Source organism: Salinicola acroporae, assembly GCF_003206615.1.
Lineage (GTDB): Bacteria > Pseudomonadota > Gammaproteobacteria > Pseudomonadales > Halomonadaceae > Salinicola > Salinicola acroporae.
In genome coordinates, this window is record NZ_PZJW01000011.1 from 63430 (window position 1) to 77129 (window position 13700).

Genomic DNA, 13700 nt, shown 5'->3' on the forward strand with positions numbered 1-13700 from the left:
TCAAATCGGTGTTTTCATAGAAGAGGATCAGCAACATTTTCTACCGTGAGTTGCATAAAGAAATGGCTGGGGTTCTTAAGATAAAGCAAGCTTCAAAAATCAATCGGAAAGCTAAGACTACATATGACATTGGCAACAATGCTAATGGATCACTGCAAATAATACTCACCTTCGGCAATGAGGGCCTTCCTATAATCGTCCAGCTCGTTAAAAAATCGTATTACGTCTTGCGTCCCTTTTTCATCATAGAAAATCTCTTTAGCCCTAACAAAAACCCCTTCGGCAATATATACATGCTCAATATGCGAAGAAAGATTTTGCATCTTCAATCTCAAACTAAACGGATTATTCAAAAGAAACATAAAATCTCCAACGCAAGGCTTGCCGCAAACCCATTGGCGATAAATAACTCTCTGCTGCGAACCCAAATGTAGCGTAATTTCGTTATCTGTAAAAAACCGCGAAACTGAAGATATATCGGTGACGTATACACCCCCAAGCTGTTTGTCAAACGATAACGGCAACCCATTGACCAAGCATGGAACAATCTTTGTTATACCATGATTGGAACCAAAATACTTTTCCAGTATTTCAGGATGCTTTTCCAATCCTGAACAAAGCCTTTGAATTTGAATAACATGTTCTTGATAATCATCTGACATATTTCTTGATGTGATGGGACTTCTGGGTATTGCCCTGTTTTTACATTCAAACACAAAAAGATGCGCGCCCCACTTTACAGCAAGATCAAACTGGTATTCTTCGCCTCGCCGATTTTCTTTTATCTTTTTCGGTTGAAAGCCTGATTCACTAAACAGCCTGAACAACCTATTTTCCAGTGCCTCACCTTTAGCTGATAACTTTTCTTTATTTCTACCGACATTAGAGATGACCAATTCGTGCAAAAGGGCCTCCTTTAAGGAGGGGCCATAAAGCATATATTGATCTCCAAACTTTATTAATGGAGTGTCGTATAAATCAATGGAAGTCACCCCAAAGGTAATATTTTCTAGAAACATCTTTGCAATACCTGAAGGCAAGCCCCTTTCAACAAGTAATCTCTTGAAAAAATCCTTGTCTTTGATAGGTAGCAGTGATAAAGCCTCTTCCTCAACATAGTTTTCTCTGATGAAATCCTGTAGCGTTGCGTAGCCCTCTAACCATTGTTCTAGGGTCAACCCTAAACACTTGTTCTTTTCATCATCTAAAGACAGAGAAAGCACCCTCTCAGTGACATACCTGCTGGAAAGTCTATTGAGGAGACCTTGATCGCCCCCCCGTTTTGTTGCTGACAGGTGCTCATAAGTAGTGAAATAAACTTCATTCGCGAGCTGACGCACTCTATGTTCCGCACTGACTTCGTAATATCTCAACACTGTTGGACTTTCAATATCTAAATGCTCTCTGACATGCTCCTTGAACTCGTCAGGCACTTTTTGATTGCTATCTGAATAATTCCATGCACGACCACAATGCCTAATATCTTTTTGCATCGTATCAAAGGCTTTCCAGGTCATTGCATTTAAATTTAGCGCGCTTATTTTTACGACCTGATTTTCATCAGGGCTCTTAAACACTCCAAAGTCAAAAGCACTACCCCTCTTCAATTGTTCGATAAACCCTGTGCTCTTTAGCACAAGAAACACAGATCCAAAAACTACAGACATTGCAGAGTCAGGATGCACCTTATTACCTAGACTATCTTCAATTAAATGCGCTGAATTCATGTCGATAACATTCGACACAGAATTCTCTTCTAGGATGTGTCTTGCCTTCCTACCGATGGCCAAATAATCTTCCGCCGCTCTGACTAATGATGCAGAAACAAGCTCGACAGCAGTCATCTCCTTGACGGCCAGAGTATCTGCGCGCCAGTTGAAGAGGTGCAAAAAGTAGGCGTTAATTATAGGAATAATGCTAATTTTTTTGCATGCGTCAACATAGGATTCAGGATGGTTGACTTTTATCTCATGATTTAAACCATCAATAAAAGATTTAACCCATGATGTTTTTTCAAAATCACCATCTTGCACAACTAGATTTTCATTTCGTAAAACCACGTCTACAAAACTGTCTAAACTTAACTCCCGAAGCACCTCGCCACATAGCTTTACTGACTCCTGAAGATTTTCTGATGTCGAGATTTTTTTGAACTTTTTAAGTTTACGCTTAGTCATTTTCTCTCAAAACCTGCCAGGTGCACCCATAAAAAAATATTAATATTTCGAAGAAATATCCTGCCCTCACAGGCCATAGCACCTCGTGCCACATGTGTTGCTAGATTGCGTGTAACTAATAATACCCATGTGTCGAGCCAAGCGTCTTATTTATTATTATAAAAGCCTTCCCACCTTCCGCCATGCCTGCCTGATGATTTCCACTTCCTCCGGCTGCACCAGCTTCCGCTCGTAGGCCGGATTGTCACTGATCAGTATCCACGTGCCGCTGGCGACGCACTGCACCCTCTTTGGTCGTACGAGAAAGCCCATACAGGGTATGGGCGTATCTTCTCAATCAAAGCTGAACGACTTCTTGTTGCTGGCCGCCTGACTTTCCATCTGGACACAGCTCTCGAGCAAACTATAGCTACCAGAGCCACCGACGGTGGCCACATCATCGCAACCGCCACGGATGTTGGCAGGAATCGATGACCACGCGCCTTTCAGGTGGTCGTAGGAAGACTGCTCCATCTGAATGCAGCTGTTGTAAAGCGAATTGCTGAGATCCCCCGTAATACTCGCCACCTCCGTGCAGTGGCTCTCCACATCGTAGCGAGGGATTGAATCAGCGTTGGCCGCGCCCACGACCAACGAAAGGCATAACAACCCAGGTAGAATGAGGCGCTTCATGGAATCACCTCATGCAATGCTTTGGACGTAGGCCGGCGGAACCTGGCCGTAATCGAAAGATTCCTTTTCCTGCTGACCACTGTTCATCGCAGCACCGAAGATTGCCAAGCCGATGAAGTAGATGATCGGCGAGACGACCAGGCTGACGATCAGTTGGGTAATCCCCATGCCAGTACGCCCGCGCGTGATGACCACGATCGCCACGATGAATGCGACGAAATTCAATGGGCAGCCCACGAACAGGCCAATACCTGGAACGGGTAAGAGAAAGCAGATCCAAGCAACGATCAGAAGCGCCCAGACAGCTTTGACGGGAGCCGACTTGGTCGCATCGGCGGAGGTGGTAACGTCAGACATTTGATTTCCCTTGCGTAATGGCGTGGCTCTATCGGCCACTTCTTTTGCCGTTTGAATATGGAGTCTATGACTCCTAGTTATCGGCAGATCCTTGGTATTTCTAAATCAAGCAATCTCCCCCATCCGCGTCCGCACGCGGCCCATCACGTGGACCTCCTGCATCCTGTCCGGGGCGATCATCTCTTTCTCGTAGTAGCTGTTGTCGCTGATTAGCAGCATCGCGCCGCCGGCCAGGCGCTGCAGACGCTTGATGCGCAGCTCGCCGCTCACCCATACCAGGAACACCCCGGCCTGGGCGAAATTGGTGTCGTTGAGGTCAATGAACACCCAGTCGTCGTCGAACAGCGTCGGCTCCATGGAGTCCCCGCGAACGCGAATGCCGGCGAGGCGGGCACCAACGAGACCCATTTGAGTCAGCGTCTCGAAGTCGATCGTGAAGGTGCCGACAACGCTTTCGTTCTCAAGCGACCGCCCAGCTCCAGCGGCGCCCTCAACATCGTAGAGAGGCACGCCAGTTCCAGCCGAAGCCCGTGACGGAGCAAAGGGGATGGCTGATGCGGACTCACCGCCGGCGCGAATCCCAGTCAGCACGTATTGGACGTCCACCCCAACGGAAGATGCAGCCTCTAGATACTCAGCTCTAGGGCTACGCTCGCCACTTTCGTAACTTGCCTGTGCACGTTTGGACACACCACAAGCGCGCGCAAACTCCTCTTGAGAAAGAGAAATTCGCAGCCTCTCATGTTTTAGGCGCTCATGAATGTGCACCATCTTGCATTCTTCCTTTGACAAATGCTCGTACGAGCATTAGGTTTCTCGTTAATGCACAAACGTGCACAAAGGAACGTTCCAGCATCTGGCTCGGTGCGAGCTCCACAGTTGCACACAACTCCACAAAGGAGATTAACACATGAACGTGCACTCACCGGTAACGCGATCACCCAACGGTTGTAGCTGCCAAGTCATGACCCAGATCACTCCACAAGAAAGGGATCAGCTCAAAGAAGTGGCAACGTCCGAAAGCCGCTCCCTTGCAGCGACTGTCCGGCTCCTGACTCTGCGCGGTTTGGAGTTGTACCAGAAAGAACATATCAAAGCCGTCTCCTGACCCGCACAAGGAATCGTCGCCATGTACCAGGACCCGAAGCGTGTTCGTCAACGCGTCACCGTCTATCTCGATCAGTACGAGGTCGATGTCATCCAGTCGTTCGCCAACCTCTACGGTCTCTCCCGAGCCGAGGTGATGCGCTCGATGATGATGAAGGAAGCGGCCGAGCTTCTCGGTATCGGCGACGTCCGGGATACCGGTGTGGGCAGTATCAGGGCAAAAGCAGGCTGACCCAAGCACCACATCCGGCACCACATCCACCGTGCAAAACGAGACGCCCCCATGCCGCAGCAGACCTTCGACATTCATGAGTTCCAGGAAGAGACGCTCGAACGGGTGCGCCAGCAGGAGGGCCTGGAAACCCGCGATCAAGCAGCGGAACTCCTCGTGAAGCGGCGTTTGCGAAGGGGTGGCTTCGAGCTCACCGGCCGAGGCCGCGCACTTTACCCAATTCAAGGAGGTTCTCGGTGAGGATCTGTTGCCCGCACTGCGGCGAAGCGTCGATCACCCGCACCAGCAAGCGCCCGTCGCCGACGCTCTACGAGGTCTACGCGCAGTGCATCAATCCGGCCTGCGGCTGGGGCGGCAAGATCTATGTCGAGTTCGCCAAGACGCTGACGCTGAGCCGCGACCCGAATACAGACATTCGCATCCCCATGGAGCCCGGCCATCGCCGCGCCTGTATGGAGCAACTGGCCGCGCTGAACGGCTGACCGCTAACGCAACGCCCCAAAGGGCTCATCTCAGGAACGACACCATGACCATCACAACGCTCTCCGCCGGCCCCCGGGCCCGGCAGCTACCCCAACTCGACCCGAAAAACGCCGCGACCGGTTATCTCCTGCGCTATTGCCGGGGGCTGAACCGCCGCGAGGCGCTCGAGAACTGCACCCATTTTCTGATGAGCGAGCACGCCATGCCGGAAGCGAAAGCGGAGCTCGCCGCGATTCACGCCAGTGCCGAGCTGGAATCGCTCAATCATGTCGCGTGGCTAGATCTCGAATCCAGCACCGAGCATGTCGTCGTGCTGCGTACCGCCGGCGGCCTACCGATCTCGTTCACCGTTGGCGACCTGCTCGCCACCCGAGAGCAAGCCCGAGACCGGGGTGCGCTTCGCGTCGTTCGCAGCCGCCCCCTGCAGTAACCCCCACGCCCCCATTCGGAACGCGAGGTCTCACCATGGCAGCCGCGACTCAGACTCTCCCCACCGAGGCAAAACGTCACCTGTCGGTCGTCCAGCCGGATGGCCGTGCCGGCTTCGGCGCCCTGCGCGCCGAGCTGCATGCCCGCTGCGCGGACAAGGATCTGGCCGAACTGTGGGCGGACATGCCGACCAACGAGCGCAAGACGGTGCTGGCCAGCGCCCAGATGCAGGCCCGAGATTCACTGCGCGGCATCGGCGAGATGAGTCGGGCCGAGCGCGATGCGATTCGCGCCGCCATCGGTCGCATGAGCCGCTACGCCCAACGCCTGGGCGAGCGGCTCAAGGGCGAGAGCCCGAATCGGGAACTGGCCGCCAACGCCCGCCGGGCCCTCGCCGAGGGTGACACCAAAGCGGCACTGCACTGGATCGCTCTGATCGAAACGGGGGCGCAATGAGCGCCATCGAACGCTCCCGCCAATGGGGCACGGTCGACTGTCTGCCGTGGCGCGAGGCGATCTTCGAGCGCTTCCCCTCGCTGGCCGAGGATCTGGCCGCCGGCTTCCTGCACGTCGCCAAACGCTACGGCAACGCAGCGGGCAACCGCTGGCTGGCCCGTCAGGCGTCCGATCTGATCGAGCCGGCGCACGTCTACAAGCGCTTCCCGGTCATCGCCGACGATCTGCAGCGTGCCTTCATTGGCCGGCGCAATGCCCAGCCCACCACCATCGAGGGCATCCGCGCCGGTTGCGACTGGCTGCGCGTGGTGGAATCCCGCCTCAAGATTGGCGGCCTCAACGCCACCCACGACGATGACGCGCTGGTCGATTACGCCCGGGCGCAGGCCCGGGCCGTCGAGGACGAACGCAACAAGCTGATCGGTGGCATCGCAGAGCACAACCGCCGCCTACGTCTCGGCCTGCTGCCGCCACCCCGGCGCGTTCGCCAGCCGCGTGGCACTTCGCTCTCTGCCCAGTCGCGGTCCATGGCGCACCAGATCGCAGCGGCGCGCAATCCGCTGACGCCACCGCCGGGCGGTATCCCGCTGATGGCGGTGTTCCGTTGGGAGCGAGCGCCGGTCATGAGTCTGGCCGTGGCAGATGAGATGGCGGCCGCCGCCGCGCGCAAGCGCGCCACACTCCACGGTATCGCGCCGCCGCCGGTGAATCAGAAAGCCAGCGTGCAACTGGCCCGGCTGAGCTGCCCTAGCTTTTGGCGCCGCAAGCTGCGCCGGCTGGCCGGGCGACGTCTCGAGCAGGTCCAGCGCGAGGCGTACCGCGTCCACGCCCAGGCCGGCATCTACTGCAGCGACATGACCATCGAGCGCCGCCGCGCCCAGCGTGTGCGCAACCGCACGCTGCTGGAGACGCTCGAGGCGATCAATCAGGAAGGCCAGACCTACACCCTTGCCGAGCTCGCCGAACTTGGGCTGGCCAATCCGGACCATCGCCGCGCGGAGCTGATGCTGCGCATTCGCGATACCGAGGTCGAGGCCCGCCGCCTCGGTCATGTCGGCATGTTCTACACCGTCACCGCGCCCAGCCGCTTTCACCCGGTCAACGCTAACCGCTACACGGACCGCAAGGGCCGGGAGCGCTACCGCTGCCGCCGCAATCCGAAATACGACGGATCGAACCCACGTGAAGCGCAGCAACACATCCAGAAGGTATGGGCGAAGACTCGCGCCAGGTTGGCGCGCGCCAAGCGGGCCATCTATGGCATCCGCGTGGTGGAGCCCCACCACGACGGCACGCCGCACTGGCATCTGCTGGTGTGGATGAAGCCGGAGGACGTGGAGGCCGTCAGCCAGACCCTGCGCGATTACGCCGAGGAAGAGTCGCCGGAAGAGCTGTTCAACCGGTTCGGCAAGACCACCGCCCGCTTCGATGCCAAGCGCATCGATTACTCGAAGGGCACGGCCGCCGGCTACGTGGCCAAGTACATCTCGAAGAACATCAACGGCGAGCAGTTCGCCCGGGCCGGCATCGATGGCGACGAGTTGGACCGCTACGGTCACGATCTCAACAGCGCCGCCCCGCGCATCGAGGCATGGGCCGCCTGCTGGGGCATTCGCCAGTTCCAGTTCGTGGGGCTGCCCAGCGTCACCGTCTGGCGCGAGATCCGCCGCCTCACCGAGAAGCAGGAAGGCGAGCTTCGCAAGTGGGAGGAAGCCACCAACCCGCTGCCCCGCGCGGCGGCCACCTTCCACCGCATCCGCGAAGCCGCCAACGCCGGCCAGTGGGACCGGTTCCTCCGCCTGATGGGCGGCCCCAATACGCCGCGCAAGCTGCAGCCGATCAAGCCGTGGTCGATCCCCGCCTTCCGCACCGGCAAGGGCGACGACGACTTCAGCCACGCCACCGGCGAGCAGCATCGGGAGTTCATAGAGCGCGGCCGCTACGGCGACGAGATCAAGGTGCCGAAGGGCCTCGCCGTCAGCGATGGCAAGGGCCGCGTTTCCGAGTACCTGACGCGCCTCTATCGCTGGAACGTGCGCCCGAAGCGTGCCGCCGCGTCGGGGTTTTTGGGAGGCGGCGAAGCCGCCGACCCTTGGACTTGTGTCACTAACTGTACGGACCCCGGCACGGGGGCCGGCCAAAGCCTCATCCCTCGGAGCCTGCTGACTCCGAAAGAACTCACCCCGGAGGAGTTGGAGGCCCAACTCCAACGCTATCGAGAGTGGCGCGCCAGCGAACACGTCCGCCAAGAGATGGAAGACGCCGACCTCGAGCACCGAATGATCCAGGCCGCCGTCCGGCGGCACAAAAACTACGCCCCGCCGGTGAGGCAGGGCACCCCCGAATATTTCCCGGAAGGGATCTGACAACAACCGCGCCACGCAGGCGCTGAAGGAGAGAGGATGCAAACCCAGCAACACACCGATCGCGCGGTACCGCGCGGCACCCTGCAGGACGCCGGCGAACTCGCCGTACTGGCACCCAATACAGGCGAAACCCGTCACCGCTACGCCATGGTGATCGCCTTCGACAGCGAGGAAGCGCTACGCCAGGCCGTCACCAGTCACCGCTGCGCGTACCGCGACAGCCAAACCGTGGAGGAACTCAGCCATGGCTGATATCGCCGACAACGCCGGTGAAATCATCGAGCGCCATCTCGCCCACTCGCTCGCTCGACACCAGCTACCGGTGACCGTCGCCGGCGCGATGGAGATCGACTGCGAGGAATGCGGCACCGAGATCCCGAAAGCCCGGCGCCAGGCCGCGCCCTGGGCCACCACCTGCATCGACTGCCAGTCGATCCGCGAAGCCAGGGGGCGCCATGTTCGGTGAACGTATCAAGGGGCCGGCGAAAGTCGCGGCCTTGCTGATCCTCGCGCTTGCGATCGGCGTCGCTCTTCAGCTCGGAACCGCGCTGGCTTCTCGCTTCATGCCACGCATCGAAGTGATCGAGATCCACGCGACTGGTCGCGCCGAGACGGCGGACATGACCATTACCGATCCGCGCCCGGCGATGCCGGGCCGGTACCAGTACTGAGAGGTCGAACGATGGCTGGCAATCACCATGCCCGCGCTGCGGGGATTCTCTGCCGGGATCCAGCTTTCAGGCGCTACCTGGATCAGCGAGCCCGCGCCAAGTTCGGCGCGGATGTGCCGGACGGCACACACAGCGAACAGGACGCCGGCGACTGGATCCGGAAGGCGTGCCGCATCGCGAGCCGCGCCGAACTCGATACCAACCAGCAGGCCGGCGCGACGTTCCGGCTGATCCAGAACCGATTCAATCGCTGGAGAGCGAGAAACAAGGAGGCGTCATGAGAGCCACACAGCCTAACCCTGATCAGGCAATCGCCGACGCGCTGGCGCGCGTCAAAGCGGGCGTGGATCCGTCGATGATCGAGCTGCCCGACATCGTGGTGTTCCCGCGGCTGATCCCGGCCATGCCGGCGACGGCGAGAAAGGCGCGTGGTACCGGTACGCTGCTGGGCCGCCCCGGGCCGCGCTTCGTGAAGCGAGGCCACCAGGTCCGCTATCGTCTGTCGGACGTGTATGAGTGGCTGGAGTCGAGCGAGAGCTACGCCAGCACGGCAGAAGCGGCAATGCACCGTGCTGCCACTGCCTCATGACTGCGGAGAACCATCCTTGCCACGCCCGATCTGAGCGAAGAGCTGCACCGCTTGACGCTTGTGATCGGGCTGGAGGTGAGCGTAATACTTGATGGTGGTCTGGATATCGGAATGCGCCATCAGCTTGCTCACCGTCAGCAGATCAACGCCAGCCATCACCAACTGACTCGCGAAGTTGTGGCGCAACGTGTAGAGCGCCAGGTCTTCATGCAGCCGGCCCAGCTTTCGAACGTTCCTCCACGGGCCGCGCATGCCACTCTTGCCCAGTCGCTTCCCCGATGTCGGCGACGGGAACACATAGCCGCTCCGTGGCTTCCCCTGCTGCTCCCACCACGCTTTCAACACGGCCAGCACGTCATCCGATAACGGGAACGTCTGCGGCTCCGGTGTCTGGTGCGCCGTCTTCTCGATGATCTTGCGAATCGTCCCGAACTCGAAATTGATGTGCGGCCACCGTAGCCCCATCAGATCCCCAGGGCGAAAGCCGGTGTAATACATGGTGAGCAACCAGGGGGAGACGTGATCGACGTAGGCGACGCCGTCGAGATCCGGCAGGTAGCCTTTGCCGTGGGCTCGGCTGTTGCGGCGCCGACGACGCTTCTCTCCCTGATACGCTTCCAAGCCTGCGAAGAACCGACCAACTTCGTCGGGCTCCAGGTAGCGCCGGGCTTCGTCCTCCTCGAGATCCTCCTCCGTGAGCGCTGGCTTCTGGAGGCGAACGCCGCTGATCGGGTTGGCGGGGATCACTCCACGGTGAGCGGCGTGATTCAGCAGCGTCTGCAACGCCCCGTAGGATCGGGAAAGCGTCGAATAAGCGAGACCCCGGACGGGTGGCTCGGCATTCAGGTCGCTTGTCTCCATCTTCGCTTGCCAGCGCTCGACATCGCCGCGGTCGAGCCCATCCATCGGACGGTTGAGCCAGTCGGGAAAGTCACGCTCGATCCGCCTGAGCGTGGCGTCGCCATCCTTGCGACGTCGCTGGTGATCGGCGTAATCGCCCCGCAGGTAGACGCCCAGCGTCTGCTGCTGTCGGTAAACCGCCTGGGCTTTCGCCTCCTCCAACACCGCCCGGGGGTCGCCACCACGTGCCACGATCCCAAGCGTCTCGCGGGCGGACTCACGTGCCTGGGCGGCGGTCAGCTCCCCATACCTGCCGAGCGTCAGAACCCGCCGCGTGTTTCCCGTGTTGTAGTAGGAGACACGCAACGCCAGGCCTCGCTGCCCAGCGCGCACGTGATAGCCTCCCAGCTCGCTATCCCACACCTCATCGCCGTTCGGCAGCTCGCGCGTGAGGCGATCGAGCGCCCGCGTAGTCAGCTTTTCGGTGGTTTTACCCATGGCCGTTTCTAGGTTCCATATAGGTTCTGAAAGGAGGATAAAACCGGATAAGTTCGGCAACAACCGGAAAAGACAGCATGCGCGTAACGCGTTGATTTAAATTGTATAGAGTTTTCCACTTGAGATTGTGGTTATCTCAAGTTATCTTATCCACAGGCCTTCGGGAGGCAGAGGTCGTAGGTTCGAATCCTGCTATTCCGACCACCGTATTGCAAAACGCCCGCTCAGGCCCTGCCTGGCGGGCGTTTTTACGTCTGGCCGACGAAGTCGTCCTGCAATGCGCCGCGCATCGCCACCCTGATGCCCGGACGTGCCTCGCGCTGACCTCGCCCGCCGGTCCCACCTAAGAAGCATGGGCAAGCGCGGCCACACTCCCTAAAGTGATAGAGGAGAGTGATGCCGGAGACTGGCTGGAGCGAATCAAGGCGTTCCAGCCCGGGTAGCACGACGCAGAGTCTACGAAGCCGGCGCCTTGTGAAGCCGCTCATCGGGCAGCATCCTCGCCTCTCGCCACCAGCGCTTGCCAGGAGCCCGTTCGCCACCGGCATGCCCGCCAGGAGAATCCTCATGTCCACATGGCTTCGCACCACCACCATCGCGCTCTGCCTTGCCTTGGCCAGCGCCGCGCAGGTCAGCGCACAGGACAGCGAGGCACCGCCCCCCTGGCCGGCGAAAGCCGTCGAGGCGTCCCAGGCGCAGTGCCGCGCCAACATCACCGCCAGTGGCATTGAGGGGCCCAAGGTCGAGCGCTACTGCGAATGCGCCACCAAGGCCCTGCAGGCGCGTTTTTCCGCAGCGGAGGTGCGCAAGATGCAACGCAACTACGATCCAGGCGATGGCGAAGACAGCCGCCCCCCCGAGCTCGACAAGACGCTCGACCAGTGCTCGCCGGTTCTCGAGTCCCAATAACTCCTGGCGGCTGCACACGCCTTGCAGCCGCGACGCGATCGTCCTAGACAAGAGCATGAGCAGGTAAGCGCAGCGAGTCGCACCACCGCAGCGGCCATCGTGGAACGCCTGGCCTGTCGGCACACCAAGGCAGGCGCCATCGACCGTCGATCTCGAGGATACGATTGCATGACGCACGCCACCGCACGCCGGGTTCGGCGCCATCGGCTTCCCGTCCGGCTCTGGCACTGGTTCAATCTTTGGTGCCTGATCGTACTGCTGATGAGCGGCCTGCAGATATTCAACGCTCACCCCGCACTCTACTGGGGCAGCGCTTCGGATTTCTCCGACCCCTGGCTGGAGATGTACGCCATCCGCGGCGCCGGCGGCGAGATCCAGGGCCAGACCGCACTCGGTCCCTGGGTCTTCGATACCACCGGCGTGCTCGGCTACTCCGGCCACGGCGACCAGGCCAGCTTTCGCGGATTCCCGGCCTGGCTGACCCTGCCGAGTCATCAGTACCTGACCATGGGGCGACTCTGGCACTTCTTCTTTGCCTGGCTATTCGCCGGCGCTGGCGCGATCTTCGCTCTCTACGTCCTGTTCAGCGGCCACCTGAGACGCGATCTCTGGCTACCGGCGGCGCAGTGGCGCGGCCCGGTGCTGGCCGATCTGCTCGACCGTGCCGGCGTCGGGCCGCGGGCCCGCTACGTGGTCTTCCACTGCATGGACCAGTTGGGGGGCGAGGACTATTACTACGAGAGCCTGGATCTGAACGAGGCGCGCCACCCGCAGACGATACTCGCCTACTCGCTCAACGACGAGCCGCTACCCATCGCCAACGGCGCACCGCTGCGACTGCGCGCGGAGCGCCAGCTAGGGTACAAGATGGCAAAGTATCTCTCCTCGATCACGCTGGTAGAGAGCTTCGAGTCCATCGCGGGAGGCGCGGGCGGCTACTGGGAGGACCGAGGCTACACCTGGTATGCCGGCATCTGAGGGCGGCGACACCGTCGTGCCGCGGCGGGAGCGATGCTTGACAATCTCGCGCGATCGACTGAACTCGAGATAGCGGCTTTCTCAGAAAACTTAGCCCGATGGCCGCCCCACGATTCGCAAGGAGAAGGATTCTCATGCCAGCTATCCACGCCACTCGCGCGCTTCGCATGGTGCTGTTCGGGCTGACCGTCGGCTGCTTCGCCGCCAGCGCCCTTGCAGCGCAGAACGCTCCCAACCACCTGCGCGGCACCATCACGGCCGTCGACGACGACGGCATTACCGTCGAGTCCCTCACCGATGGCAGCAGCCACCGGGTGACGATCGGCGACGACACCCGACTCGCCGCCGTCAGCAAGAGCAGCCTAGACGAAATAGCAGAAGGAACGTTCATCGGCACCGCCAATATGCCCGGCGAGGATGGGCAGCCGGCGACAGCCCTGGAGATGGTGATCTTCCCGGAATCGATGAACGGCACCGGCGAGGGCGACTATCCCTGGGACATGCCGCGCGGCGCCACCGAGGGCGGATCCGGCGGTGAAAAACTGGGCGGCAGCGGCAGTGGCTCGACCATGACCAACGGCACCGTCAGCGCCACCGACAGCGGTGGCAAGATGGGCGGGGCCTCCAGTGGCTCGACCATGACCAACGGCACCGTGAACCGTGCCGCCGACGAAGACGGCATGATGACGCTGACCGTCGACTATGGCGATGGCAGCAAGCAGATCCGCGTGCCAAGCGATATTCCCACCGTGAAGGTCAGCAAGGGCTCCATGGACGATCTCAAGCAGGATGCGGCGGTCTTCGTCGCCGGAGACATCACCCAGGATCCGATCGAGGCCAAGGCGGTCATCGTCGGGCGCGATGGTACCGTGCCACCGATGTGAATCACCGCCGCAGCCGGCCGCGCCCTCCCGCCTGGCCGCTGACGAGACCCGC

Annotated in this window: 19 protein-coding genes and 1 pseudogene; 14 read left to right on the plus strand and 6 right to left on the minus strand. The window is 59.8% G+C overall.

Annotated features, from left to right (window positions below; translation table 11 throughout):
• Positions 1-149 precede the first annotated feature (149 nt).
• From DOM54_RS20100 to DOM54_RS20620, 5 genes and pseudogenes are all read right to left on the minus strand, one after another.
• Positions 150-2177: a hypothetical protein gene (locus tag DOM54_RS20100; RefSeq protein ID WP_162619901.1), complete on the minus strand. Its 2028-nt coding sequence runs from the start codon at positions 2175-2177 to the stop codon at positions 150-152.
• Between the two features lie 333 nt (positions 2178-2510).
• On the minus strand, positions 2511-2849 hold the full coding sequence (locus tag DOM54_RS16110) for a hypothetical protein (protein WP_110717320.1): 339 nt from the start codon (positions 2847-2849) through the stop codon (positions 2511-2513).
• A gap of 9 nt (positions 2850-2858) precedes the next feature.
• Positions 2859-3206, minus strand: a complete 348-nt coding sequence (locus DOM54_RS16115) for a hypothetical protein (protein ID WP_110717321.1) — start codon at positions 3204-3206, stop codon at positions 2859-2861.
• Positions 3207-3311: 105 nt separating this feature from the next.
• The gene (locus tag DOM54_RS20460; protein WP_240613938.1) at positions 3312-3716 is read right to left on the minus strand and encodes a S24 family peptidase; all 405 of its coding nucleotides are present in this window, start codon (positions 3714-3716) and stop codon (positions 3312-3314) included.
• A gap of 117 nt (positions 3717-3833) precedes the next feature.
• Positions 3834-3977, minus strand: a pseudogene (locus DOM54_RS20620) (helix-turn-helix domain-containing protein); the annotation flags it as partial.
• 358 nt (positions 3978-4335) lie between these two features.
• Between DOM54_RS20620 and DOM54_RS16125 the strand changes: the two are divergent.
• The 11 genes from DOM54_RS16125 to DOM54_RS16175 are packed head-to-tail and all read left to right on the plus strand — an operon-like array spanning position 4336 to position 9539.
• On the plus strand, positions 4336-4545 hold the full coding sequence (locus tag DOM54_RS16125) for a hypothetical protein (RefSeq protein WP_110717323.1): 210 nt from the start codon (positions 4336-4338) through the stop codon (positions 4543-4545).
• A 51-nt stretch (positions 4546-4596) separates the two neighbouring features.
• Positions 4597-4785 (plus strand): hypothetical protein, encoded by a 189-nt coding sequence (locus DOM54_RS16130; RefSeq protein WP_110717324.1) that lies wholly within the window; start codon positions 4597-4599, stop codon positions 4783-4785.
• Positions 4782-5027, plus strand: a complete 246-nt coding sequence (locus tag DOM54_RS16135) for an ogr/Delta-like zinc finger family protein (protein ID WP_110717325.1) — start codon at positions 4782-4784, stop codon at positions 5025-5027. Before DOM54_RS16130 ends, DOM54_RS16135 begins: the two co-directional genes overlap by 4 nt.
• A gap of 44 nt (positions 5028-5071) precedes the next feature.
• On the plus strand, positions 5072-5458 hold the full coding sequence (locus tag DOM54_RS16140; RefSeq protein ID WP_110717326.1) for a hypothetical protein: 387 nt from the start codon (positions 5072-5074) through the stop codon (positions 5456-5458).
• 35 nt (positions 5459-5493) lie between these two features.
• Complete coding sequence (locus tag DOM54_RS16145; protein ID WP_110717327.1) at positions 5494-5913, plus strand: hypothetical protein; 420 nt, start codon at positions 5494-5496, stop codon at positions 5911-5913.
• Positions 5910-8279 carry a replication endonuclease gene (locus DOM54_RS16150; RefSeq protein ID WP_110717328.1) on the plus strand — a complete coding sequence of 790 codons (2370 nt, stop codon included), beginning with the start codon at positions 5910-5912 and terminating at the stop codon, positions 8277-8279. The genes DOM54_RS16145 and DOM54_RS16150 overlap by 4 nt, the downstream gene beginning before the upstream one ends.
• 36 nt (positions 8280-8315) lie before the next feature.
• Positions 8316-8531, plus strand: coding sequence for a hypothetical protein (locus DOM54_RS16155; RefSeq protein ID WP_110717329.1), 216 nt, complete (start codon positions 8316-8318; stop codon positions 8529-8531).
• Positions 8524-8745 carry a TraR/DksA C4-type zinc finger protein gene (locus DOM54_RS16160; protein ID WP_110717330.1) on the plus strand — a complete coding sequence of 74 codons (222 nt, stop codon included), beginning with the start codon at positions 8524-8526 and terminating at the stop codon, positions 8743-8745. Before DOM54_RS16155 ends, DOM54_RS16160 begins: the two co-directional genes overlap by 8 nt.
• Positions 8735-8950 carry a hypothetical protein gene (locus DOM54_RS16165; protein WP_110717331.1) on the plus strand — a complete coding sequence of 72 codons (216 nt, stop codon included), beginning with the start codon at positions 8735-8737 and terminating at the stop codon, positions 8948-8950. The genes DOM54_RS16160 and DOM54_RS16165 overlap by 11 nt, the downstream gene beginning before the upstream one ends.
• Positions 8951-8961: 11 nt before the next feature.
• Positions 8962-9231, plus strand: a complete 270-nt coding sequence (locus DOM54_RS16170) for a hypothetical protein (protein WP_110717332.1) — start codon at positions 8962-8964, stop codon at positions 9229-9231.
• Positions 9228-9539, plus strand: a complete 312-nt coding sequence (locus tag DOM54_RS16175; protein WP_110717333.1) for a hypothetical protein — start codon at positions 9228-9230, stop codon at positions 9537-9539. Before DOM54_RS16170 ends, DOM54_RS16175 begins: the two co-directional genes overlap by 4 nt.
• Here DOM54_RS16175 and DOM54_RS16180 read toward each other — a convergent pair.
• Complete coding sequence (locus DOM54_RS16180; protein ID WP_110717334.1) at positions 9534-10877, minus strand: site-specific integrase; 1344 nt, start codon at positions 10875-10877, stop codon at positions 9534-9536. The two genes, DOM54_RS16175 and DOM54_RS16180, sit on opposite strands and share 6 nt — an antisense overlap.
• Before the next feature lie 567 nt (positions 10878-11444).
• Here DOM54_RS16180 and DOM54_RS16190 point away from each other — a divergent pair.
• The 3 genes from DOM54_RS16190 (at position 11445) to DOM54_RS16200 (ending at position 13648) form a co-directional block, all read left to right on the plus strand.
• Positions 11445-11786, plus strand: a complete 342-nt coding sequence (locus DOM54_RS16190; RefSeq protein WP_110717337.1) for a hypothetical protein — start codon at positions 11445-11447, stop codon at positions 11784-11786.
• A gap of 168 nt (positions 11787-11954) precedes the next feature.
• Entirely contained in the window at positions 11955-12764 is an 810-nt protein-coding gene (locus DOM54_RS16195) for a molybdopterin-dependent oxidoreductase (protein ID WP_110717338.1), read from the plus strand.
• Between the two features lie 134 nt (positions 12765-12898).
• On the plus strand, positions 12899-13648 hold the full coding sequence (locus tag DOM54_RS16200) for a metal ABC transporter permease (protein WP_110717339.1): 750 nt from the start codon (positions 12899-12901) through the stop codon (positions 13646-13648).
• Positions 13649-13700 lie beyond the last annotated feature (52 nt).